At 70.2% G+C, this 24,881-nt stretch carries 19 protein-coding genes; 17 read left to right on the top strand and 2 right to left on the bottom strand.

The annotated features are described in order from the left end of the window. Positions 1–21: 21 nt before the first annotated feature. The 8 genes from VFK57_22695 (at position 22) to VFK57_22730 (ending at position 5,232) form a co-directional block, all read left to right on the top strand. Positions 22–258, top strand: coding sequence for a hypothetical protein (locus VFK57_22695; protein ID HET7698542.1), 237 nt, complete (start codon positions 22–24; stop codon positions 256–258). Between the two features lie 52 nt (positions 259–310). Continuing rightward, positions 311–1,108 (top strand): metallophosphoesterase, encoded by a 798-nt coding sequence (locus VFK57_22700; protein HET7698543.1) that lies wholly within the window; start codon positions 311–313, stop codon positions 1,106–1,108. Beyond that, positions 1,108–2,100, top strand: a complete 993-nt coding sequence (locus tag VFK57_22705; GenBank protein HET7698544.1) for a L,D-transpeptidase — start codon at positions 1,108–1,110, stop codon at positions 2,098–2,100. Before VFK57_22700 ends, VFK57_22705 begins: the two co-directional genes overlap by 1 nt. Positions 2,101–2,105: 5 nt before the next feature. After that, positions 2,106–2,777, top strand: a complete 672-nt coding sequence (locus tag VFK57_22710) for a M23 family metallopeptidase (protein ID HET7698545.1) — start codon at positions 2,106–2,108, stop codon at positions 2,775–2,777. A gap of 54 nt (positions 2,778–2,831) precedes the next feature. Then, a complete protein-coding gene (locus VFK57_22715; GenBank protein HET7698546.1) occupies positions 2,832–3,389 on the top strand; it encodes an RNA polymerase sigma factor in 558 nt (185 codons plus the stop codon). Between the two features lie 9 nt (positions 3,390–3,398). Then, the gene (locus tag VFK57_22720) at positions 3,399–4,085 is read left to right on the top strand and encodes a zf-HC2 domain-containing protein (GenBank protein HET7698547.1); all 687 of its coding nucleotides are present in this window, start codon (positions 3,399–3,401) and stop codon (positions 4,083–4,085) included. Beyond that, positions 4,086–4,997 (top strand): hypothetical protein, encoded by a 912-nt coding sequence (locus VFK57_22725; GenBank protein HET7698548.1) that lies wholly within the window; start codon positions 4,086–4,088, stop codon positions 4,995–4,997. Positions 4,998–5,076: 79 nt separating this feature from the next. Then, entirely contained in the window at positions 5,077–5,232 is a 156-nt protein-coding gene (locus tag VFK57_22730) for a hypothetical protein (GenBank protein ID HET7698549.1), read from the top strand. A gap of 3 nt (positions 5,233–5,235) precedes the next feature. On the opposite strand, the gene VFK57_22735 is transcribed toward VFK57_22730, so the two are convergent. Together VFK57_22735 and VFK57_22740 are read right to left on the bottom strand one after the other, a co-directional pair. Next, on the bottom strand, positions 5,236–7,779 hold the full coding sequence (locus tag VFK57_22735) for an ABC transporter permease (protein ID HET7698550.1): 2,544 nt from the start codon (positions 7,777–7,779) through the stop codon (positions 5,236–5,238). Next, entirely contained in the window at positions 7,779–10,289 is a 2,511-nt protein-coding gene (locus tag VFK57_22740; GenBank protein ID HET7698551.1) for an ABC transporter permease, read from the bottom strand. The genes VFK57_22735 and VFK57_22740 overlap by 1 nt, the downstream gene beginning before the upstream one ends. A 221-nt stretch (positions 10,290–10,510) precedes the next feature. On the opposite strand from VFK57_22740, the gene VFK57_22745 reads away from it, so the two are divergent. The 9 genes from VFK57_22745 to VFK57_22785 all read left to right on the top strand — a co-directional run bounded on the left by VFK57_22745 (position 10,511) and on the right by VFK57_22785 (position 24,754). Continuing rightward, positions 10,511–11,641: a SpoIIE family protein phosphatase gene (locus tag VFK57_22745; GenBank protein HET7698552.1), complete on the top strand. Its 1,131-nt coding sequence runs from the start codon at positions 10,511–10,513 to the stop codon at positions 11,639–11,641. A gap of 89 nt (positions 11,642–11,730) precedes the next feature. Then, positions 11,731–12,864, top strand: a complete 1,134-nt coding sequence (locus VFK57_22750; GenBank protein ID HET7698553.1) for a histidine kinase — start codon at positions 11,731–11,733, stop codon at positions 12,862–12,864. Between the two features lie 7 nt (positions 12,865–12,871). Next, positions 12,872–13,651, top strand: a complete 780-nt coding sequence (locus VFK57_22755) for a LytTR family DNA-binding domain-containing protein (GenBank protein ID HET7698554.1) — start codon at positions 12,872–12,874, stop codon at positions 13,649–13,651. 101 nt (positions 13,652–13,752) lie between these two features. Further along, positions 13,753–15,603 (top strand): winged helix-turn-helix domain-containing protein, encoded by a 1,851-nt coding sequence (locus tag VFK57_22760; GenBank protein ID HET7698555.1) that lies wholly within the window; start codon positions 13,753–13,755, stop codon positions 15,601–15,603. Positions 15,604–15,707: 104 nt separating this feature from the next. Next, positions 15,708–19,100, top strand: a complete 3,393-nt coding sequence (locus VFK57_22765; GenBank protein HET7698556.1) for an acyl-[ACP]--phospholipid O-acyltransferase — start codon at positions 15,708–15,710, stop codon at positions 19,098–19,100. A 1-nt stretch (position 19,101) separates the two neighbouring features. Further along, complete coding sequence (locus tag VFK57_22770; GenBank protein ID HET7698557.1) at positions 19,102–21,285, top strand: DUF2339 domain-containing protein; 2,184 nt, start codon at positions 19,102–19,104, stop codon at positions 21,283–21,285. A 105-nt stretch (positions 21,286–21,390) separates the two neighbouring features. Then, positions 21,391–22,023 carry a carboxypeptidase regulatory-like domain-containing protein gene (locus VFK57_22775; GenBank protein HET7698558.1) on the top strand — a complete coding sequence of 211 codons (633 nt, stop codon included), beginning with the start codon at positions 21,391–21,393 and terminating at the stop codon, positions 22,021–22,023. Next, on the top strand, positions 22,023–23,711 hold the full coding sequence (locus VFK57_22780; GenBank protein ID HET7698559.1) for an HD domain-containing phosphohydrolase: 1,689 nt from the start codon (positions 22,023–22,025) through the stop codon (positions 23,709–23,711). The genes VFK57_22775 and VFK57_22780 overlap by 1 nt, the downstream gene beginning before the upstream one ends. Continuing rightward, complete coding sequence (locus VFK57_22785) at positions 23,708–24,754, top strand: hypothetical protein (GenBank protein HET7698560.1); 1,047 nt, start codon at positions 23,708–23,710, stop codon at positions 24,752–24,754. The genes VFK57_22780 and VFK57_22785 overlap by 4 nt, the downstream gene beginning before the upstream one ends. Positions 24,755–24,881: the final 127 nt, after the last annotated feature.

Here is a 24,881-nt window from a genome sequence, read left to right on the forward strand (position 1 = left end):
CCTTTATTATAGAAGGCGGATATGGCGCGCGGGTTCGAGTCGAAGATGGTCGAGTTCCAGCAGGAGGAAGCCGCACGCCGGCCGAGCGCGGCGCCGGCGCTGACCGGCGACGAGAAGGCGCGGCGGGCGCGGCGCGAGGGGCTCGAGCTCGCCCGATCGCGCGCCGCCGCCGACCTGGCCCGCGCCACCGCCCCGGCTCACCGCCAGATGCTGGAGCAGGCGATTGCGGCGCTCGACGAACAGCTGAGGCGCGTGTAAGCCCGGCCTTTCCGCCGACGCGCGGTATACGCTTTGCTCTCTCCCCTTCGGAATGCCACCGAAGGACATCGTCCGAATCGCCGCCATTGGCGACCTGCACTTCGGCCGCGCCAGCCAGCCCGGCTCCCTGCAGCCGCTGTTCTCGCAGATCAATGACGCCGCCGACATCCTGCTGCTCTGCGGCGACCTGACCGACTACGGGCTGGCCGAGGAAGCCCGCGCGTTCGTGAAGGAGCTCACGCCGGCGATCAAGATTCCGGCGGTCGCCGTGCTCGGCAACCACGACTTCGAATCGAATCAGCAGGCGGAGATCGCACACATCCTCAAGGACGCGGGCGTCACCACGCTCGACGGCGAGACCTGCGAGGTGCACGGGATCGGGTTCGCGGGGATCAAGGGCTTTGCCGGCGGCTTCGGGCGGCGCGCCCTCGGCCCGTGGGGCGAGGAGATCATCAAGCGCTTCGTGCACGAAGCGGTGGACGAAGCGCTGAAGCTGGAGTCGGCGCTGGCCCGCCTGCGCAACGATCACCTCATCGTCCTGCTCCACTACGCGCCGGTCCAGTCGACCGTCGAAGGGGAGCCGTGCGACATCTATCCGTTCCTCGGCTGCAGCCGCCTCGAGGATCCGATCACGCGCTTCCCCGTCACCGCGGTGTTTCACGGGCACGCGCATCACGGCGCGCCGGAAGGGCGGACGCGCACCAACGTCCCGGTCTACAACGTGTCGGCGTCGCTGATGCGCGAGGTGTTTCCCGATCGGCCGTTCCGCTTGATCGAGATTGGGCCGCAGCCATCGGCCGCGGCCGAACGGCGCGGCGGCGATCGGCGCGCGCCTGCGGAGGTCCATTGATGAGAGTTCGAGGATCGAGGGTCGAGGATCGAGGGTCGATCCTGATCGCATGGCTGGTCGTCGCGAGCCTCGGCGGGTTGGCCGCGCCGCTCGACGCGCAGAAACGCGGGGGGAAGGCGCCGGCGGCAGCGTCCGGGCTGAACATCACCGCCGTACAGACGCAGGTCATGCTGGATCGCGCGGGCTTCTCGCCGGGCGAGATCGACGGCGCGATCGGCACCAGCACGACGCGCGCGCTCGACGCGTTCACCAGGAACGGCGGCAAGGCGGACGCGCTGCCCGCCGACGCGGTGACCGCGTACCGCATCACCGACGAGGACGCCGCGGGGCCGTTCACCCCGGACATTCCCGAAGACATGGTGGCGAAGTCGAAGCTGCCGGCGCTTGGATACGCCAGCCTGCTGGAGGCGCTCGGCGAGCGGTTCCACGCCAGCCCGGCGCTCCTGCGCCGGATGAACCCGGGCGCGAAGTTCGCCGCGGGTGAAGAGATTCAGGTCCCCAACGTCGCTGCCGCGGTTCCCCCCGTCGGGCCGCCGCGCGGGCGTCAGTCCGATGCGGCCCCCGGCGCGGACAACCCGGCCGCCACGGTCGTCACCGTCAAGAAGAGCACGTCGGATCTCACCGTGGTGGACGGGACCGGCAAGATCCTGATGTACGCCCCGGTGACTACCGGCAGCGAACACGATCCGCTGCCGATCGGCGAGTGGAAGGTCACGGGCGTGCAGCGCGATCCGAAGTTCCACTACAACCCGGACCTGTTCTGGGACGCCGATCCCGGCCACTCGAAGGCGACCATCCCGCCGGGACCGAACAATCCCGTGGGCGTCGTGTGGGTCGACATCTCGAAACCGCATTACGGCATGCACGGCACGCCGGAGCCGGCGACCGTCGGCAAGACGGCGTCGCACGGATGCGTGCGGCTGACCAACTGGGATGCGGCGAAGCTCGCGTCGCTCGTCCGCCCCGGCACCAGGGTGGTGTTCAGCGAATGAACGCGATGCCGCCCGACCTGCGCCGACCCGCGATGCGGCATCTCGTCGCCGCCGGTCTGCTCGGTTTCGTGCTCGGCGCGTTCGTCGTCGCGTCGCTCGGCTCGGCGCGGCCGCGGCCGGACGGCGCCGTCGCGATCGTCCAGCCGCGCGGGATGGACGATACGCCGAGCGCGGTGGTCGAGGCGCCCGCGCCCACGTCGGGGCGCACCGGCGTGATCCCGGCGACCTCGCCGGAAGCCAAGGATCTCGAATCGCGCGATCTGATGATCCCGGTGCAGGGAATCGAGGCCGGCAAACTGGTGCGATCGTTCCACGACCGGCGCGGCGGCTCCCGCGAGCACGAGGCGATCGACATCCTCGCCCCGTCGGGGACGCCCGTGGTCGCGGTCGAAGACGGCACGATCGCCAAGCTGTTCGTCAGCAAGGCGGGCGGCAACACGATCTATCAGTTCGATCCCGGCAGGGAGTACTCGTACTACTACGCCCATCTGGACCGCTACGCGGAAGGCCTCAAGGAAGGCGCGCGCGTCAGCCGCGGCCAGGTGATTGGCTACGTGGGCACCTCGGGCAATGCCCCGAAAGACACGCCGCATCTGCACTTTGCCGTCTTCCGGCTGACGCCGGAGCGCCAGTGGTGGACGGGAACCCCCATCGACCCGTACGACATTCTCCGCTAGCGATTCCAACCTTCCAGTCCCGCCGATCCGTCCAAGCTCGTGTAAGGATGGAGCTTGGAGGCATTCGCGCTGCGGTCCCCGGCCGACTCCGTTCCGGCCGCTGAGCCGATTCCCGACGTGGCGCGCGCCGCGGCGGGAGACGTGCGCGCCTTCGAGGACCTCTACCGGACGCACCTGCCGCGGGTGCACGCGCTCGTCCGGCGGATGACCGGCGGACGCGAGGCGGACGAGATCACGCAGGACGTGTTCGTGCGCGCGTGGCAGAAGCTGGGCACGTTTCGCGGCGACGCCTCGTTCTCGACCTGGCTGCACCGCCTGGCGGTGAACGTCGTCATCGAGCGGTTCCGCACCGAGCAGGCGCGGCGGGCGCGGATGCACGACGGCGAGGAGATCTTCGAGACGCTGTCGGCGCCGCCGCAGACGCGCGACATCGGCATCGATTTCGAGGCGGCGCTCGAGAAGCTGCCCGACGGCGCGCGCGAGATCTTCGTGCTGCACGACGTCGAGGGCTACAAGCATCACGAGATCGCCTCGCTGCTGGAGATCTCGCCCGGCACGTCGAAAGCGCAGCTGCACCGCGCGCGGATGATGCTGCGGCGGCACCTGACGTAAGGAACGGCAATGGCTGATGTCTGGACCGATCGCCTGTCGGAATACCTGGACGACGAGTTGACGCCCGCCGCGCGGGCCGCGCTCGAATCGCATCTCGCGGCGTGCCCCGAGTGCGCGGCAACGCTGTCGGAGCTGCGGGCCGTGGTCGAGCGCGCCCGCCGTCTGCCCGGGCGGCCGCCGGCGGCGGACCTCTGGCCGGGCATCGAGACGCGGCTCGCGGGACCACGGCTGGCGCGAAGCGCCGGTCCCGCGCGGGACGTCAGGCCGGCACGCCGCTTCGCGTTCACCGCGCCGCAGCTCGTGGCCGCCGGCCTCGCGTTGATGGTGATGTCGGGCGGCGGCACGTGGGTGCTGCTCCACGGAGGACGCGCCACCTCGATGCCGCCGGTCGCGGCCAGCGATCCAGCGCGCGAGCCGGCGCGGCTCGTCAACGCCGGCGTGGCCGATCAGCGCTACGACGAGGCGATCGCGGATCTGCAGCAGGCGCTCGAATCCGGGCGATCGCAGATGGATCCGACGACGATCGCCGTTCTCGAAGCGAATCTGAAAGCAATCGACGCCGCGATCGAACAGTCGCAGCGCGCGCTCGCCCAGGATCAGGAGAACGTGTATCTCAACAATCATCTCGCCGATGCCCGCCAGCGGAAGCTCGCGCTGCTGCGCCGGGCGACGGCGCTCGCCGGAGGCAAGACCTAGATGGTGCTGACCGGAGTCATCCTCGCGCTCACGCTCACCGTGGGCCCCGTCGACGGGCTGGCGCAGCCCGCGCGGCAGCCGGCGCCGCAGACCGACGAGACGATCGCGGTCCAGCGGGGCGGGCGGCTGACGGTGAACAACTTCGCCGGCGAGGTGATCCTGCGGACGTGGGATCGCGATTCGCTGCGCGTCGTCGCGCGGCACCAGCCGCGCACGCGCATCAACATCCGTCCGACCAGCGGCGGCGTGTCGATCACGGCCAGCAGCAGCCGCGGGCCGGCGTCAGTGGACTACGAGATCACCGCTCCCGCGTGGATGCCGCTCCGGATCGAAGGCACGTACAACTTCGTGACCATCGAGGGCGCGCAGGCGGAAGTGTTCGCCGACACCGTGCAGGGAGACGTCATCGTCAAGGGCGGCACCGGCGTCATCACCGCGAAATCGGTGCAGGGAGAAGTGCAGATCTCGAACGCGCGCGGCAAGATCACCGCGACGTCGGTCAACGAGAAGGTCACCATCCGCGACAGCAGCGGCGATCTGTCGGTCGACACGGTCAACGGCGGCATCACGATGACCGGAATCGAGTCGAAGATCGTCGACGCCGCCACGGTGAACGGCACCATCGTCTACGAAGGCCGGCTGGCGGACGGCGGACACTACAGCTTCGGCACGCACAACGGGGACATCCTGCTTGGGCTGCCCGAGGGGGGAAACGCGACCTTCACGTTCCGCACGTATCAAGGGAGCGTCAGCACCGAGTTCACGCTCGAGGGCTACAACGCCGGCGAGGCGCGGCGCGGCCGGCGCGTCGTGGCGACGCTCGGCAGCGGCAGCGCGGACGTCAATCTGGAGACGTTCGGCGGGTCGATCAGGCTGCGGAAGGGGTCCGCGGTGCGGCCGCGCGCACGGTAGAGGGCGGCTGCCAGCCCTGGGCGCGGAGCGCATCCTGAAGGCGCTGCGACCGCTCGATCAGGGCGTGGGGATCGTCGAAATGCTCGACTTCCTGGCGGCCGTCGGGAAACGTGACGACAAGTTCGTAATCGTCACCATCCGCCTGCCGCCGGATCTCGTAGAGCAACCGCGAGTCGTGCCGTTCGAAAAACCAAATCATTGTTGGCTTTATCGGCCGATCGCCGCCGCAGTTTAGGCATCAGCGGCCCAGGGCGACCATCGGCTCGATCCTCGACGCACGGTACGCAGGCAAATATGCTGCCACGGCGGCCACGGCGACGAGAAGTACGGCCCCGATCCCGAACGACCACGGGTCCAACGCCTGGACGTTGAACAGCAGCGACCGCATGCTGCGTCCGGCCAGGAAGGCCAGCGGAAGGCCTATCGCGGCCCCCGCGAGCACCAGGGCCAGGGCCTCGCGGAGCACCATCCACAGCACCATGCCGCGGTCCGCACCGAGCGCCATCCTGAGCCCGAGCTCCGACACCCGGCGGCTGATCCCGTATGAAATCGTTCCATAGAGGCCCAGACTGGCAAGTAATAATGCCAGGGCGCCGAACATTGATGTCAGCCGCGCCACCATTCTGTCCTGCGACACGCCGCGCGCGATCCGGTCGTCGAGCGGCACGACCTCGACGATGGGCAGCCGCGGCTCCGCCGCCGTGAGCGTTTCCCGCACAGTGCGCGCGAGCGCTCCCGGCGCACCATCGGTGCGGACCTCGAGGTCGCTGAGCACGTCGTCGGGCGTCGCGTCGACGAGGTGATACACCATGTTGGGCGGCTGGGGGCGCACCTGCGCGTAGCGCGCGTCCTCGACGACGCCGATGATGACGAAGGCGTCCTTGTCGATGGCCTCGCCATAACCCCAGCGCTTCCCCACCGCGCTCTGCCCGGGGAAGAACCGGCGCGCCATCGTGGCGTTGACGATCGTGTTCTTTCCTCCAGCCACCGCGTCCTGCGGCCCGAACAGGCGCCCCTCGATCAACCGCAGCCCGACGGTCTCGAAGTACTCCGTCGTGACGATCTCCTCGTTGGTGCGCAGCCGATCCCCGCGGCCGACCGTCACGCCCTCGACGGAGAGACTGCTGATCCGCTGCGAGCCGCCGATCGGTCCGGTCAGCGAAAGGCTGGCGCCGCGGACGCCAGGCAGCGCGTTCACCATGTCCGTGAGGCGGCGATACAGCGCCAGCCGTTCCGGCGCCGAGTAGCCGGCGCCGCGCACGTCGAGCCGCGCGGTGAGCAGGCGATCGCGATCGAAGCCGACGTCGATCTGCGTCAGCTGGCGGAGGCTGCGGGCGAACAGGCCGGCGACGACCAGCAGCAGCAGGCAGAACGCCATCTGCGACGCGACGAGCACCTTGCCCATGAGCAGGCCGCGCCGTCCGCTGTGCGCGCCGACCGACGAGCGCGTCTGCTGCTTCAGCGATTCGGCGACCGGCAGGCTCGCCGCCCGCCACGCGGGCAGCACGCCGCAGGCGATACCGGTGAACGCCGACACGCCGAGGCAGAAGCCGAGGACGCGGAGGTCGAGCCCGGTGTCGAGATCGATCGGCGTCGTGCCGACGTTCACCATCAGCGCGAGCAGGCCGTCGCGCGCCCACACGGCAAAGGTGATTCCGAGCAGCGCCGCGCCGACGGCGAGCAGCAGGCTTTCGGCGACGAGCTGGCGGACGACGCGGCTGCGCCCCGCCCCCAGCGAGAGGCGGATCGCGATCTCGCGCTGCCGTCCGGCCGCGCGCGAGAGCAGCAGCCCGGCGACGTTGCCGCACGCGATCAACAGCAGCACGCCGACCATCGCGAGCAGGACGAACAGCGGCTGGGCCGCCGCGCGCCGCAGCGACGAGACGCCGGCGGAGGCGCTGCTGAGCGCCACGCGCCGCTGCTGCAGCGCGCTGCGATCGTCCGCCGAGGCGTTCGCCGCCAGGCGGCTGTCGCGTTCCTGCCGGTAGGCCGTGGTGAACGCATCGGACGCCAGCTTCACCGAGGTGCCGGACGGCACCCGCACGAACACGGAGAGCCATTCGATGTTGGGCTGCGGCGTCCACGGTTTGAGCAGGTCCGAGTCGTCGCTGTTGCTGGCGTTCTGCGAGTAGCGCACGTCTGCCTGCATCGCATAGGGAATCCAGGCGTCGGGCGCGCGGAGCGCGAGCGTCGTGCCGAAGAACCCCGGGCTCGCGACGCCGACGATCGTGAATGCCGCGCCGTTGATCGCGAGCTGCCGGCCGACGGCATCGGGCGCCGCGTTCAGGCGCCGCCGCCAGTAGCCGTCGCTGATGACGGCGACGGGATGACCGCCCGGATGCAGGTTGTCGGCGGCGCTCAGCAGGCGCCCGGCCTGCGGCAGCTGGCGGAGCACCGTGAAGTACTCGCCGGAGACGAGCTGCACGCTGCCGCGAACCGGATTGCCGTCGCCGGCGGGCTGAAGCTGCATGCCGGCGGGATTGGTGGCGGCAAACAGCTCGCCGGCGCCGCGCTGCGCCATCGCGTCGCGCACGGCCAGGAACGTCGGGCTCGACAGGATCTCGCCGTGGTCCTGGCCGGGCCGCTGCACCTCCGCGACGTAGAGCTGATCCGGCTCCGGCACCGGCAGCGGGCGCAGCACGATGGCGTTGACCAGCGAGAACACGGCGGTCGCGCCGCCGATGCCGAGCGCCAGCGACACGAGCGCGGTGAAGGTGAAGCCGGGGCTGCGGCGCAGCAGGCGGGCGCCGAAGCGCAGGTCCCTGAGGAATTCGGTGAGCATCATTCGCTTCTCAACGCGGTGATTGGATCGACGGCGGCGGCACGCCGCGCCGGCCGCCAGACGGCGAACGCGGCGGTCGCGGCCAGCAGCATGGGGATCAGCGTATACGTCATCGGGTCGGTGGGGCGCACTTCGAACAGCAGGCCGGCGACGACCCGCGACAGCAGCGCCGCCGCGCCGAGCCCGGCCGCGAGCCCGACGCCGGTCAGCATCAACGCCTGTCCCAGCACCATGCGCACGACTGCGCCCGGTCTCGCGCCGAGCGCGATGCGGATGCCGATCTCACGCGTGCGCTGCCCGACCACGAACGCCATCACACCATAGATCCCGATCGCCGCAAGCGTGAGCGCGAGGCCGGCGAACGCCGCGAGCAGCTGCGTCGAGAACCGGCGCGACGCGGTTGCCGCCGACACCATGTCGTCCATCGTGCGGACCGCGAAGGTCGGCAGATCCGGATCGACGGCTCGAACGGCCGCCGCGAGCGGCGCGCCCAGCCGTGACGGATCCGCCTGCGTCTTCAACGCCAGCGACAGCGCCAGGCCGCTGCGCTGCGTCAGCGGACGGTAGATCGTCGGCCGCGGCTCTTCCTCGATCCGGCGGGTGCGCATCTCGTCGACGACGCCGACGACGGTGAGCCAGGGGTTTCTGGCTTGCGGCCCGCCGAGATGCAGCCGCTTGCCGATCGGATCCTGTCCGGGCCAGCTGCGGCGCGCGATCGACTCGGTGACGATGACGACCGGCGCCGCCGCCGCGTCGTCCTGACCGGCGAACGCGCGGCCGCGGAGCAGGCGAATCCCCATGACCTCGAAGTAGCGCGGCGACGCCGACGTGTATTGGGCCGTGGGTACGCTCGACCGCTCGTCCGCTTCGGTGCCCTCGGCCGTGAAGACGACCGAGCTGCGCGTCCCGTCGAGCGGCAAGGTGTCGGCGGCCGCGGCCGCGGAGACGCCGGGCAGCGCCTCGGCCCGGCGCAGGATGTCCTGGTAGGTTGCGAGCCGCGCCTGATGACCGGTGGCGCGGTGTGAATAGCGCCCGAGGTCGGGATCGTTGGGCTGCGGCAGCCACAACTTCGCCGTCACGACGTTCGCCGGATCGAATCCGAGTTCGACCTGCTGCAGGCGCCAGAAGCTGCGAACGAGCAGCGTGGCGCCGACGAGCAGCACCACCGCGAGCGCGACTTCGACGACCACCAGCGCGGAGCGCAGCACGCCGCGCGAGGCGGTCCCGCCGCGCGTCCCCTCCTTGAGCGCGTCGTTGACGTCGACGCGGGACGACTGCAGCGACGGCAGCGCGCCGAACAGCAGCGTGGTGAGGATCGAGACGCCGGCGGTGAAACCGAGGACGGAGGCGTCGACGTGAATCTCGGCAAGGCGCGGCAGCGCGCTGGGCACGATGGCGAGCAGCAGCGTCAGCAGCCAGGTGGTGGCCACGGCGCCGACCGCCCCGCCGAGGGCCGACAGCAGCAGGCTTTCGATCAGCAGGAGCCGGGCGAGGCGCCCCCTCGAGGCGCCGAGCGCGCGGCGCACCGCCAGCTCGCGCTGGCGCGAGCCGGCGCGGACCATCAGCAGATTGGCGATGTTCACGCAGGCGATCAGCAGGACGAGTCCGACCGCGCCGAACAGAATCAGCAGCGTGGGGCGGACGCTGCCGACGAGATCCTCCTGCAGCGGCACCAGCCGCGGCGTCCAGCTCGCGCGCGCCGGATAGACCGATGGATAGGCGTCGCGAAAGCTCTGCGCAATCGGCGCCAGCCGCTGGCGCGCCTCCTCCACGCCGATGCCCGGTTTCAGCCGGGCGATCGCCCCGGTGATGAAGTAGTTGGCGCGCTGCGGCGGATCGGGAAACGGTTTGCCGACGAACGTGGTCGGCGCCCACACGTCGACTTCGGTCAGCACCGATCGTCCGGGATGGCGGAACCCCGCCGGCAGCACGCCGATCACCGTGTACCAGTCCTGATCGATCTTCAGCTTGCGGCCGATCGCCGCCGGCGAGCCGGCGAAGCGGCGCCGCCACAACGCGTCGCTGATCACGAGGACCTCGGTGATCCCCGGACCTTCGTCCTCCGGCCGGAACAACCGTCCGAGCTGCGGACGGACGCCGAGGACGTCGAAGTACGACGGGCTCGCAAGCAGCACTTCCACGCGCTCGGGCACGTCCACTTCCGTGAGGTTGGCGTTGATCGCCCAGACGCCGGCAACCGCCTCGAAGAGGCCGCTGCGATCGCGGTAGTCGAGGAACTCCGGCTGCGACAGGCCGATGTCGGTCCCCCCCAGGCCGGTGAAATCGGACGTGATCCGCACCAGCCGATCGGGCTGGGCGTAGGGCAGCGGCCGCAGCACGACCGCGTTGACGATCGTGAAGATCGCGCTGTTGGCGCCGATGCCGAGCGCGAGGGTCGCGATGGCGATCGCGGCGAAGCCTGGCGCGCGCAGCAGGCCGCGCCAGGCGAAGCGCAGGTCGTGCAGCAGTCCGTCGGTCATGCCGCTCGGGAAGCGCAAACGCCGCGCCACGGACGCCTCCGCCGGATCGCTCGTTTTCAGGCCGGTTTCGCCAATGAAAGCCGCGGCGCACTCCGCTTCCGGGACGCGACTGTGCGGAAGCGGACACCTTCCCGTCCGCCGCGAATGCATTAGGCACGTTTCGCCGTGACATTCCGTCAAACACCCTGATGGCATGCGCTTTGGACCCCCGCCCCGCCGACCCGATGGCACCCATGACGGTAACGTGTGACATGACGCCCCGGATTCTCATCGCCGACGATCAAGCGGACCTGCTCGACGCGCTCAAGCTGCTGCTCAAAGGCCAGGGGATCGAGTACGACGCCGTGACCTCGCCGGAAGCGGCGCTCAACGCGCTCGAGTCGCGCCCGTTCGATCTCGTCCTGATGGATCTGAACTACACCGGCGACACGACGTCGGGCCGCGAAGGGATCGATCTGCTGGCGCGGGTGCAGGCGCTCGATCGGCTGCTGCCGGTGATCGTCATGACGGGCTGGGGCAGCGTCGATCTCGCCGTCGAGGCGATGCGCCGCGGCGTACGCGACTTCGTGCAGAAGCCCTGGGACAACGCCCACCTGCTGGCGACGCTTCGGCAGGAGATCGAGAACGGCCGCGCCCGCCGGCGCGCGGAAGCGGCGGAACAGCGCGAGCTGGCCGAGGCGCTCAAGATCCAGAAGCGGCTGCTGCCGCAGCAGGTGCCGCAGATCGAGGGATGGGAGATTGCCGCGTCGTGGCAGCCGGCGTCGGGGGTGGGCGGCGACTGCTTCGACGCGATCCGGTTCGACGAGGCGCGGCTCGCCCTCACCATCGCCGACGTCGTCGGCAAGGGCATCCCGGCCGCGCTGCTGATGTCGAATCTGCAGGCGGCGGTGCGCGCCTTCGCCTCCGAGGCGGTCGAGCCCAACGCGCTGTGCCAGCAGGTGAACCGGATCCTGTGCGGCAACATCGCGGAAGGGCGCTTCATCAGCTTCTTCTACTGCGTGCTCGACGCCGCCGCCGGGGTGCTGAATTACACCAATGCGGGCCACTACCTGCCGATGCTCGTGCGCGCCAGCGGGTCGGTCGAGCGTCTCGGCGTCGGCGGTCCCGTGCTCGGCGTGCTCGCGGACGCGGACTACGAGCAGGCGCAGGTGGCCGCCGCGCCCGGCGATCGCGTCGTGCTCTTCACCGACGGTCTGACCGAGGCGCGCAACGGCGCCGACGAAGAGTTCGGCGAAGGCCGGCTGCTCGACGCGGCGATCGAACATCGCGCGTGCAGCGCGCCGGCGCTCCAGGCGCGGCTCGCCGAGGCCGTCGCCGCGTTCACCGGCGGCCGGCTGCAGGACGACGCGACGTTGATCGTGCTCGCGGCCGACCAGGGCTGAAGCAACGGAAATCCGTGACCAACCGCATCAGCGAGGGACGGACGAACGCCGGGTTGACGGACTTTTCGCCGCGTCCGGATACTGCTCGAATGCGGAAAGTCTGGACGCCCCCCTGGGCCTGGGTCTGCGGCGCCGTGATGGTGCTCGGCCTGTTCTCGTTCCTGCAGGCGTATCGCCAGACCCAGATCAACGCGCGGCCCGGCATGACGATCATGGCGGGCAAGCTGCTGATCCTCAACCTGGCGTTGTGGAGCATCCCGGCGCTGCTGATGCCGGCCGTGGTGTGGGCGGCGCGGCGCTTTCCGTTCGACACCGGGCACAAGCTGCGCGCCGTGCTGGCGCACGCGGTCGGCGCCCTCACCTTTGCGTCCACGCACATTCTCGGCCTGATCGCGGTGCGCTTCCTGCTGTACGAGGCGGGGGGCAAGTCGCCGGTCGTGCCGTGGACGCGGTACTTCCAGAACCGGATCTTCGAACAGCTCGACGCGAGCCTGATGATCTACGCGGTCATCGTCGGCGTCAGCCATGCGATCGCCTACTACCACGAGTCGCAGGAACGGAAGCTGCGGGCGGCGCAGCTCGAGACGCGGCTGGTGGAGGCGCGGCTGAAGACGCTCGAGGCGGAGCTGCACCCGCACTTCCTCTTCAACACCCTGCACGCCATCTCCACGCTCGTGCATCGCGACCCCGAGTCGGCCGACCGCATGATCAGCCGGCTCAGCGATCTGCTGCGGATCACGTTCGATCGCACCGGCGAGCCGAAGGTCTCGCTGAAGGAAGAGATCGATTTCCTGCAGAAGTACCTGGACATCGAACAGACGCGCTTCCAGGATCGTCTCACCGTCAGCGTGACCGTCGATCCCGACGCGCTCGACGGCGAGGTGCCGCGGATGATCCTGCAGCCGATCGTCGAGAACGCGATCAAGCACGGCATCGCCGGCCGCAACGGCGGCGACAGCGTCCACATCACCGCCGGCTGCGAGAACGGGCGGCTGTGGATGCAGGTGCGCGACAACGGCGGCGGCCTGCAGGTGCGGACGCTGAAGGCGCTGCGCACCGGCGTCGGCCTGTCGAACACGCGCGCCCGGCTCGACTGCCTCTACGGCCGCCATTACCGGCTCGAGTTCACGGACAAACACGGCGGACTCTCGGTGCTGATCGAGATTCCTTTCCAGCGCGTCAACGTCGCCGGCCAGCCCGCCGCCGCGTTCCGCGTCGCATAGGACCAGCATGACGACCACACCCCGCACCCGCGTTCTCATCGTCGACGACGAGCCGCTCGCGCGCGAGCGCATCCGCACCCTGCTGGAAGACGAGCCCGCGTTCGAGGTCGTCGGCGAGGCCGCCGACGGCACCACCGGCGCGGAATCGATTCTGGCGCTGCAGCCGGATCTGGTGTTCCTCGACGTGCAGATGCCCGGCGCGGACGGGTTCGACGTCATCGATGCGGTCGGCGCCGACAAGATGCCGTTCGTGGTGTTCGTCACCGCCTACGACCGCTACGCGCTGCGCGCCTTCGACGTCCACGCGCTCGACTACCTGCTGAAGCCGTTCGATCGCGAGCGCTTCCGCGAGGCCCTGGCCCGCGCCCGGGCGCAGATCAGCCGCAGCAACGGCGGCGACATCGAGCGCCGCCTCGCCGCCATCGTCCAGGACCTGAAGCCGGCGCGCGCCCGCACCGACCGTTTCGTGGTCAAGTCCGGCGGCCGCATCTTCTTCGTCCGCACCGCCGAGATCGACTGGATCGAGGCGGCGGGAAACTACGTCAAGCTCCACGTCGGCGCCGACTCGCATCTGATCCGCGAGACCATGAACGCCGTCGAGGCGAAGCTCTCGCCCGACATGTTCGTCCGCATCCACCGCTGCCACATCGTCAACATCGAGCAGGTGCGCGAGCTGCAGCCCTGGTTCAACGGCGAGTACGTCGTGTTCCTGAAAAACGGCACGCGCCTCACCTTGAGCCGCGGCTACCGCGAGCGGCTTCAGGAACGAGTCGGCCGCACGATCTGATGGCCGGTAGCCGGTGGCCGGTAACCGGTAACCGGTAACCGGTAACCGGTAGCCGGCAGCCGGCAGCCGCAGCTGAATGCGGGACGCTTTAAAATGCCTCGTTGCCGCACACGTCACACCGGTTCGGTCCGTTCACGGTCGATCGCGCCGCCTATCGGGTCACCCGCGATGGCGCCCCCGTCGATCTCACGCCGAAGCTGCTCGATCTGCTCATCCATCTCGTCGATCACGCCGGCGAGCTGGTCACCAAGGAAGACCTGCTCGACGCGCTGTGGCCCGACGCCAACGTCACTGACAATGCGCTGACGCAGGCGGTCTCCGAACTCCGGCAGGCGCTGGGAGACGACGCCGCGGCGCCGCGCTACATCAAGACCGTGGCGCGGCGCGGATACCGGTTCGTGGCGCCGGTCGCGCCTGCCGAGACGACGCCGGCTCCGCCCGGCGCCGCGGCCGCGGCGATCGACGATCGCGGCATCGCGGTCCTCGACTTCACCAACGTGACCGGCGATGCCGATGCCGCGTGGCTGTCGGCGGGAATCGCCGAGACGGTGAGCGCGGATCTGCGCGCGCTCGGCACGTTCCGCGTGGTCGATCGCTGGCGCGTGCTCGAGGCGGTACGGACCGCCGGAGGATCGCTCCAGGCGGTCGCCGCGGCGCTGCAGGTGAGGCGCGCCGTCATCGGCAGCTTCCAGACCGCCGGCGATCGCATCCGCATCACCGCTCGCGTCGTGGACGTCGTCAGCGGCGAAGCCGTCGCCGACGCCAAGGTCGACGGCCGGCTCGACGCGATCTTCGCGCTGCAGGACGAAGTCGCGTCGCAGTTCGCGTCCGAACTCGGGCTCGCGGCCCGAGGCGCGGCGGCGCCGGCGCGGCGCGAGACGCCGAGCCTCGAAGCCTATCGCGCGGTGATGGAGGGCTGGCTGCGCGTCGAGACGCTCGACGTCCGCGAACTGCCGCGCGCGATCCGCGACTTCGAGCGCGCGGTGGCGATCGACCCGGGTTATGCGCTCGCCTACAACGGGCTCGCCAATGCGGAGTTCGCGTCCTACGAGGCGACGCGCGCCGACGCGGACCCGGCGCGCGACCTGCTCGATCGCGCGATCGCGCACGGCCGGCGGGCGGTGCAGCTCGATGACGCGCTGGCCGAGGCGCACGGCACGCTCGCGCTGATCCTGGTGAGCGCCCACGACACCGCGGGCGCGATCAAGGCGGCCCGCCGCGCCGTTGCGCTCGAGCCCGGCAACTGGCGCCATCTGTTCCGTCTCGGGCACGCGTCCTGGGGGGAAGAGCGGCTGCGCGCCGGAGCCGCGACCCTGGCGCTCTACCCGGAGTTCGCCTTCGCCTACTTCCAGTCCGCGATGGTGCACGTGGCCCGCGGACAGCTCACCGAAGCCGAGCGGGTGCTGCGCCATGGCGCCGCGATTCAGGATCGGCAGATCGGGCGCGGCGAGCGCTACCCCGCGCTCGGCCTGCACTGGCTGCTCGGGCTCGTCCGCCTCGCGCAGGACGACACGAGCGACGCCATCGTGGAGTTCGACCGTGAACGCGCCCTCGCCGCGCCGCACCGGCTGTACGGCCGCGAGTACACCATGCACGCGCACGTCGGACAGGGGGCCGCGCTGCTGCGCCTCGGGCGATCCGCCGACGCGGCCCGTGCGTTCGAGGCGGCGCTCGCCCACTACCCGCACGAACCGCTCGCGGAAACCGGTCTGGCGGTGGCGGCCGGCAGACCGTTCGATCCGGCAGCGATCGCGCGGCCGCTCACGCGCGGCATCGCCCTCGCCGCGCTCGGCCGCGTCGACGAGGCGGCGTCTCTGCTCGACCGAACCGTCGACGCCGCGCCGCCGGGGTTCACCGGATGGTGGCTGCCGGCGGAGCCATTTCTAAGGCAACACACTGAACACAAGGCACTTAGCGCCGTCATGAAGCGCCTGGCCGACCGCGCCCGATAACTCCTCAGGGTTTCTCACGCTTCGCTCAGGACAGCGCGTACCGGAAGGCGGACGATAAGCCAGTCTTGTTTCCGTCTTCCGACTTCGTCCTGGCAGGAGTGCTCATGCACGGTTATCGACATACGCTCGGACGCCCGGGTCTGCAGCCGTTCCTGTGGACGCAGTTCCTCGGCGCGTTCAACGACAATCTGTTCAAGATCGTCGTGTCGATGCTCGCCGTCCACGCGGCCGGCGGGGCTCACGCCGGACGGCAGCTGTCGCTGGTCGGCGTGGTCTTCATCCTGCCCTTCCTGCTGTTCTCCGGTTATGCGGGGCAGCTCGCCGACGTCTACAGCAAGCGGCGCGTCCTCGTGGTGACGAAGTCGCTCGAGGTGATGGCCGCCGGCCTCGGGCTGATCGCGTTCGTCAGCGGCCGGCTGGAGCTGACCTACGCCGTCCTGTTCCTCATCGCGGTGCAGGCGACGTTCTTCAGCCCGGCGAAGTACGGCATCCTGCCGGAGATCCTGCCGGACCGCGATCTGTCGCGCGCCAACGGCATCCTCGAGATGAGCACGTTCGTCGCCATCGTGGCCGGCACCGCGGCAGGCGGCTTCCTCTTCGACACGCTGCGCGATCGTCTGTGGGCGATCGGCGTCATCGTCGTCGTCGTGGCGATCGCCGGCACGGCGCTGAGCCTGCGCATTCCGCACGTCCCCGCCGCCGCTCCGGCGGCGCGGCTCGCGCGCAACCCGTTCGGCGAGATCGCCGCGGGCGTTTCACGCCTGAGGGAAAGCCGCGTGCTGTGGCTGACCGTGGCAGGCCTGTCGTACTTCTGGTTCCTCGGCGCGCTGCTCCAGCTCGTGATGATCCTTTTCGGGACCGAGGTCATGGGCCTGAGCGACACCTGGACCGGCATTCTGACGACGTTCGCCGCGATTGGGATTGCCGCGGGGAGCCTCGCCGCCGGGCGGCTGTCCGGCGACAAGGTCGAACTGGGACTCGCGCCGATCGGCTCGATCGGGATGGGGCTGTTCGCGATCCTGCTCGCGAAGTCCACGGCCTCGTTCGCGCTCGCTGCGTTCAACCTGACCATGGTCGGATTCTTCGGGGGCCTCTTCGCCGTGCCGCTGAACGCGCTGCTGCAGCAGAAGAGCGGCGCCACGGAGAAAGGCCGGCTGATGGCGACCAACAACTTCCTGAACATGGCGGCGATCGTCGGTGCCTCCGCCGCACTGTGGCTCGCGCGGGACATCGCCGGCCTCACGGCGGATCGCATCGTGCTGGTGTTCGGCGTGCTGACGCTGGCGGCCAGCGTCTACGTCCTCACCGTCGTCCCCGAGTTCCTCCTGCGCTTCTGCCTGTGGCTGCTGACGCACACCATCTACCGCATCAGGATCGTCGGCCAGGAGCACGTCCCCTCGCGCGGACCGGCGCTGCTGGTCTGCAATCACCTGTCGCACGTGGATGGCGCGCTCGTCGGTGCGTGCATTCAGCGCTTCGTGCGGTTCCTCGTCTACAAGCCTTACTACGAGCATTGGGCGGTGAACCCGCTGCTGCGCATGCTGCACGCCATCCCGGTCGCGGGCGGACGCGACGCGGTCGGCGCGATCGAAGCGGCGCGGCGCGAACTCCGCAACGGGCACGTCGTCTGCATCTTCGCGGAGGGAGCGATCAGCCGCACCGGGAATCTGCTCCCCTTCAAGCGGGGCCTGGAGCGGATCGTCGACGGGCTCGACGTGCCGATCGTCCCGGTGTACCTGGATCGGGTCTGGGGCAGCGTCTTCAGCTTCAAGGGGGGACGATTCCTCTGGAAATGGCCCGCGCGCCTTCCCTATCCGGTGACGGTCGCATTCGGCCCGCCGCTGCCGCCGGCGACGCCTGCCGCCGAGGTGCGCGTGGCGCTGATGACGGTGGGGGCGCAGGCGACGTCGCTGCGGCGCCGATCGCGCGAGACCCTCGGCCGCGCGTTCATCGCGTCCGCGAAACGCCGCTGGGGCGCCTTCTGCATGGCCGACTCCGCCACGCGTGAGCTGACATACGGCCGCGCCCTGACGGCCGCGCTCCTGCTCTCGCGCTGGCTGCGGCGAACCAGGGAGGCGGAGCCCAACGTCGGCGTGCTGCTGCCTGCCTCGGTGGGCGGCGCGCTGACCAACATCGCGATCGCGATCGCCGGCAAGACGTCGGTCAACCTGAACTTCACCGCCGGCCCTGCTGCGATGAGCGCGGCGATCGAACGCTGCGGCATCCGCACCATCGTGACCTCACGCACGTTCCTCGCCAGGGCGGATCTCGCGCCGATGGCCGGCATGGTCTTCCTCGAGGATGTGATCGCGGGCGTCCCGGCCTTCAGAAAAGCGGCGGTCTTCGCCGCCGCGCGCGTATTGCCCCCGGCGCTGCTCTCGCGCATCTACTCGCGCGACGGCGACTCCGGGGCGCTCGCCACGATCGTCTTTTCGAGCGGCAGCACCGGCATGCCGAAAGGGGTGATGCTGAGCCACGCCAACATCCTCGCCAACACCGACGCCGTCGCGCAGGTCTTCCAGTTGCGCGAGGACGACGTCATCGTGGGTGTGCTGCCCTTCTTTCATTCGTTCGGCTTTTCGATCACGCTGTGGCTGCCGATGGTCCAGGGGTTCGGCGCGGCGTATCACCCCAACCCGATGGACGGGAAGGCCGTCGGCGAGATCGCCGCGAAGCACCGCGGCACGATCCTCGTGAGCACGCCGACCTTCTACGCGTCCTACGTCCGCAAGTGCCGGCCGGAGCAGTTCGCCCACGTGCGGTACGCGCTCGCCGGCGCCGAGAAGCTGCGTGAGCCGATCGCGGCCGCGTTCAAGGAGCGCTTCGGCATCACCCTGCTGGAAGGCTACGGCTGCACGGAGATGTCGCCGGTCGTCGCCGTGAACGCGCCCGACGTGCACGACGACGGCCAGCACCAGCGCGCGACGCGCGCCGGGACCGTGGGGCATCCGCTGCCCGGCGTCGTCGCGAAGGTCGTCGACCTCGAGACCGGCGAAGGGCCGCTGATCGGGCGCGACGGTCTGCTGCTGGTCGCCGGCCCGAACCGGATGCAGGGCTACATCGGCGAGGCCGAGCGGACCGCGGAGGCGATCCGCGACGGATGGTATGCGACCGGGGACATCGCGTGCATGGACGAGGACGGGTTCATCCGCATCACGGATCGCGTGTCGCGGTTCAGCAAGATTGCGGGGGAAATGGTGCCGCACATGAAGCTCGAGGAGCAGATCCAGGCTCTGCTGGATCCGCAGTTCGCCTGCGCGGTGACCGCCGTGTCCGACGACGCCCGCGGCGAGCGGCTGGTCGCGTTCTTCACGGATCCGGCGCTGGCGGCCGCGGAGCTGTGGGAGCGGCTGTGCCGGAGCGAGCTGCCCCGGCTGTGGATCCCGAAACGCGAAGACCTCCGGTTCATAGACGCGATCCCGACGCTCGGGAGCGGCAAGGTGGATTTGCGCGCCGTGCGGCAGCTCGCCGCCGGCGCCGGTGAAGCGGTGGCATGACATGGAAATCCTGATTGCGCTGTTGATCGCCGCGCTGGTGATGATCGCGCCGCTGATCGCCGCGGTGATCTCGTTCCTGCGGATCCGCGCGCTGCGCGGAGAGGTGGACGGGTTGCGCGCGCGGATCGGACGGCTCGAGGCGCGCGCCGAGGGAGAGGCGCGGGGAGCGAGAGAGGAAAGGGCGGCTGCACCCGTCGCGCGGGTGCCCCCTCCGCCACCGCGTGTCGACCCGGTGGCGCCCCCCGTACGCCCCGCCCCCGTACGGCCCGTCCCCGTACAGCCGGCAGCGCACGAGCCGGCGCTTCCCGAGTCCGAGCCCCCGGACTCCCTCGAGGCTCGCATCGGCGGGCGCTGGCTGTTGAACGTGGGGATCGCCGCGATCGTCATCGGCGTCGCCTACTTCGAGAAGCTCGCGATCGACAACAACTGGATCAGTGAGACCGCGCGCGTGATTCAGGGGGGCGTGTTCGGCGCGCTGCTGGTCGCCGCCGGCGGCTGGTTCGTGCGCCGCGGGTACCGCACCTACGGACAGATGATCACGGGCGGCGGCGTCGCGGTGATGTACGTGTCGATCTACGCCGCGTTCAACTATTACCGGTTGATCGATCGCCCGGCCGCCTTCGTCATGCTCGTCGCCGTGAGCGCGCTCGGCGCCTGGCTCGCCGATCGGCACGCGTCACAGGGGCTTGCGATCTTTGCCGTCGGCGGCGGCTTTGTCACCCCGTTCCTGCTGCCCGGCAACACCGACGCGCAGGTCGCGCTGTTCACCTACGACGCCATCCTGATCGCCGGCACCGTCTTCCTCGCCGGACGCCGCGACTGGCCGTTCCTGCACGTCGTCAGCTACCTGTTCACGCTGATCACGATCGCGGCGTGGGCGGATCGCTTCTACAACCCGTCCACGTACGCGCATTACGTCCGTACCGAGCTGTTCTTCACGCTCTTCTGCGGCATGTTCGTCGCAATCGCGCTGCGCTGCAGAGGCGAGGACGCGCCGGCGGCGCGGTTCGCGGCGCTGTTGTTGTGGACGGCGCCCGCCGCGTACTACCTCGCCTCGCTCGTCGTTCTCTCGTGGCACGCCGTGCCGTTCCTGGTCTGGTTGATTTGCGTGATGCTCGCCGGCGCCGTTCTCGCGGTGCGCCGGGCTCCCTGGATCGGACTTGCCGTGTGGACCGCCGTCGCGGTTCCGCTCCTTGGATGGACCCAGGCGTACGGCGGCCTCGAGTGGCTGACGCCTGGCCTCGCCGCGATCGCCGGGATCTACACCATCGCGCTCGCGGCGCAGCTCCGCATCATGGACGGCAGCCGGCCGATCGGTCCCGCTGAAATCGCCTGGCTGCACGGCAACGGGCTGGTGATGTTCGCCGCCGCGTACCTGCTGCTCGAAGAGACGCACCTCGCCGTCACCGGTCCCCTGGCCGCCGTCTTTGCCGTCTGGCAGGGAGTGCTCGCCGCATCGCTGCCCGGCAGATCGCGCGATCACGCGCTCCATTTCGCCGGGCTGGCGTTCTCGCTGCTGACCGTCGCCGTGGCGCTGCAGTACGACGGCCCGGCGGTGACCGTGGCGTGGGCCGCAGAGGGGGCGGCGCTCGTCGCGCTCGGTCTGCAGGAGCGGCGCGACTGGCTGCGCGCGGCGGGCGCGGCGCTGCTCGGCATCGCCGTGGTTCGCGCGCTCGAACTGCTCGTCACTCCGCCGCCGGCCAACTACGCGGTCATCCTGAGTCCTCGCGCGGCAAGCACCGCGTTCGTCGTCGCGCTCTGCTACGTCACCGCCTGGCTGCACTGGAGATACGCCGACCGCCGCGGCAGGGACGCCGGCATCGGCGCCGGCCTCCTGGTAGCGCAGTTCGTCACCGTTGCGCTGCTGACCCACGAGATTCGCGCGTTCTTCGCCGTCCGCCACATCCCGTTCCGCGGCGAACTGATGACATCCGTGACGTGGGGCGGGTACGCGACCGCGCTGATCCTCGTGGGTCTTTACCGGCGCTATGCGCCGTTCCGCTACTTCGGGATCGCGCTGTTCGGGATCACGATTTTGAAAGTGTTTTTCGGGGATCTGGCCGGACTGCAGCAGATCTACAGGGTCCTGAGCTTCATCGGCCTCGGCGTTCTGCTGCTGCTGACGTCCTACCTCTACCAGCGGATGCGGGGCGCGATTCTCGGAGGGAAGGGTCCGGACGGGTGACGTTTGCCGGAGCTCTGCCAGAGGGTTCATACTACCTGCCACGTGTCGAAACCGCGCGGTGGGTATCCTCTGGCAGCTGCTGTCGCCGCCGCGGTCTGCCTCGGCATGGCCCCGTCCCGGGGCTCCGAGCCGCAGACCGGCCGGCTGCAAGGCCGCGTCACGATTACGGTTCCGGTCACGAAGGCGCCGCCGTCCGCCGCGTACGGCGCGCGGCGGGTGGAGAAAGGACCGGCTGAGACGGCCTCCGAGCTGACCAACGTCATCGTGTTCCTGGACGATGCCCCGAAGCCGGCGGCTCTTCAGCCGACGCGGGCGCGGATCGTTCAGGAGAACGAGACCTTCGTCCCGCGCGTGGTCGCCATCACCCGCGGATCCACGGTCGATTTCCCCAACGCGGACCCCTTCTTTCACGACGTCTTCTCGCTGTCTCGCGCCGGAACGTTCGACCTCGGGTCGTATCCCCGCGGCCAGACCAAGTCGCAGCAGTTCCGCCGCGCGGGCCTCATCAAGGTCTACTGCCATATCCACTCGCACATGTCGGCGAGCATCATGGTGTTCGACCACCCCTACTTCACCATCCCCCGCGCCGACGGGACGTTTTCGATCGACGACGTGCCGCCCGGGACCTACAAGGTCAGCGCCTGGCACGAGCGGATCGGAGAAAACACGCAGCCGGTCCGCATCGAGCCGGGGCGCCCCTCGGAAATTCACTTCGCGCTGCCGATAGCCTCCAGATGATGGCGCCGCGCACTCCGCGCTTCGTGGTCCGGACGATGGCGACGACGTTTGCGACCGTCGTCTTCATTCTCGGCGCGGTGCTGCTGGTCGTGACGCTCACCGTCCGCGAGCGGATGCGGACCACGGTGATCGAGCACCTGTCGACGCAGCAGGGGGTGCTGCGGACGCTCGAGCAGCGGCGCCTGGCGGAGATGCAGTCGCAGGCGCAGATGCTGGCGGAGTCCCCTACCGTCAAGGCGGCGATGGACACCTACCACTCGGAAGCCCGCATGGCGGACGGCGACGGGCGCACGCAGCTGCTCGTCACCGTCAGCCGCGAGCTCGAGGAGCTGGCGTCGCGGATCCGGCCCGACATCATCGCCGTCACCGACCCGGCCGGCCTGGTGATCGCCGCGTCGGGCCGCCGGCGGGCGGACTGGCCGCGGGAACTGCCCAACAGCGCCGCGGCGGAGTTCGTCACCACGCCCGGCGGAATCTTCCGCGTCGCCGCGGCGCCCTTCGTCGTGCAGCAGACGCTCGTCGGCTACCTCCAGCTCGGGAGCGCGCTGGACGGCGACTATGCGGCGCAGATCACCTCGCTCTCCGGGACCGGCACCCTGATCGCGGCGAACGGCGCGGTCGTGGCGAGCACGCTGCCGCCGCGCGCCACCCGGGCGCTGACGCCGCCGGTGCTTGCCGCGATGCCCGACGCCGACATCGTGGATCTCGACGGCGAGCAGTACGCGGTCCGCACGCTGCTGCGGCATGGCGATCTCGCCGTCTACACGATGGACTCGATTGAAGCCTCGGCGCGTGCGATCCTCGGCACGACGGTGCGCGCGCTCGGCATCATCGCCTTGTGCTCGCTGGCGCTGGCGGCGATTGCCAGCATGTGGCTCGCGCGCACGCTGGCGCGGCCCATCGACACGCTGTCGCGATCGCTGACGGCGCTCGCCTCGTCGCGCGACTTCGACCGTCCGGTGGCGCGCACCGGATCGAGCGTCGAAGTCGATGCCCTGACCGACACGTTCAACTCGCTCATGTCGACCGTCGCCGCCGCCGAGGAGGAGACCCGCAGCACGTACGTCGGCGCCATACGGGCGCTCGCGCTGGCGCTCGACGCGCGCGATCCGTACACGGCGGGGCACTCCGAGCGTGTCAGCACGATCTCCGTGACGGTCGGCCATCACATGGGGCTGGGCGAAGACGACCTCGACACCCTCCGCCTCGGCGCGCTGCTGCACGACATCGGCAAGATCGGCATCAGCGACGACGTGCTGCGCAAGGCGGGACCGTTGACGGCGGTCGAGTACGAGGCGATCAAGCAGCATCCCGTCACCGGAGCGCGCATCCTGCGGTCGGTCGCGTTCCTGGCGCGGCACCTGCCGATCGTCGAGCTGCACCACGAGCGGCCCGACGGCAAGGGCTACCCCTACGGCCGCCTCGCCGACGAGATCCCGGTCCTGGCGCGGATCGTCCACGTCGTCGATGCCTTCGACGCGATGACGAGCGCGCGCGCGTATCGTCCCGCGCGCAGCGCCGCCGAAGCGCTGCAGGAGCTCTGGCGGCACGCCGGATCGCAGTTCGACGCCGACGTCGTGCAGGCGCTGGCCGCGGTCGCGCCGACGCTGCGCCTCGAGCAGGAACGGCACGACGTGGCTCACGCCCACGCGCCGCGCTCGACCCTGGTCACCTTCCCACGCGCATGACGACGCTCCGCTACGTGTCCTTCCCGGTCGCCGCTCTCCTGCTTGCGGGCGGGACTGCGGCGGCGCAGGAGGCGACGGGCGCGCGGGTCTCGGCCGAGACCGTCGTCTCGGCGTCCATGCTGTCGGGCAACGATCGTCCGGGCGTCGTCTTCGACGCGACCGGCCGCATCGACCTCGGGCGGGGCGCGACGATCGTGATCCGGCCGTGGGCGTGGCGCCGTCCGGACGCGACGTGGTCGACGCAGTGGTATCAGCTGCAGCTTCGGTATCAGACCCGCACTCGCGTGCCGCTGCGGTTCGACGCGGGCATCATCACGTCGCCGCTCGGCCTGAATACCCTGCAGATGCGCGCCGACATCAATCCGACGATCGCGCCGGTGTTCTATTACGTGGCCGCGCTGCCGCGCTTCGAGGCCGCGTTCGAGCGGCTGAATGCGATCACCGCGGGCTATCCGATCGGCGCCATGGTCAGCGCGTCCGGCGCGCGGTGGGACCTGCGCGGCGGCGTGACCGACGCGACGCCGGCGCGGCCGCGCGCCCCGGGCAGGACGGACCAGCCGCCGGCGATGCCGCAGGCGATTCTCGGCGGCGGCGTCTCGCCGCTCCCCGGCGTCCGCGTCGGGGCAGGGTTCGCGCACGGCGGCTACCGCCGCGCGACCGCCGCCGCCCCGCGCGGCACGGCGACGGTGGTCAACCTCGAAGGAGAGTACGCCTTCAACCAGACCCGTCTCAGCGGCGAGTGGGTGCAGGATCGATTCCGCGCGGGAACGGCGACGTTCACGTCACGGTCGTTCTATGCGCAGGCCGTGCAGACGATCACGCCGAGGCTGTTCGGCGCCGGCCGCATCGTCCGCACGCAGTCGCCGCCCTTCTTCGTCTCCGGCCTCGTGGCACACCGCACGACGCTGGAGGTCACCGCCGGCTACCGGTTGACGACGGAGTGGACGATCCGCGGCGGCTACATTCAGGAACGTCCCTACACGGGACCGGACTGGGAGCACCAGGCCGCGGTCTCGATCGTCTGGGCGAAGCGCTGGTACTAGCGGCGGCGGCTGCCGCAGGCCAACTTGCGGCGCGACGAGCGGCTTGCGGGCAGCACGCGAACCGCGCCGGCGTCGAGGTGCAGGACTTCGTGAACCTTGCGCCCTCTGTGCGTCACGACTGCAGCCT

The organism is Vicinamibacterales bacterium, from assembly GCA_035699745.1.
Classification (GTDB): domain Bacteria; phylum Acidobacteriota; class Vicinamibacteria; order Vicinamibacterales; family 2-12-FULL-66-21; genus JAICSD01.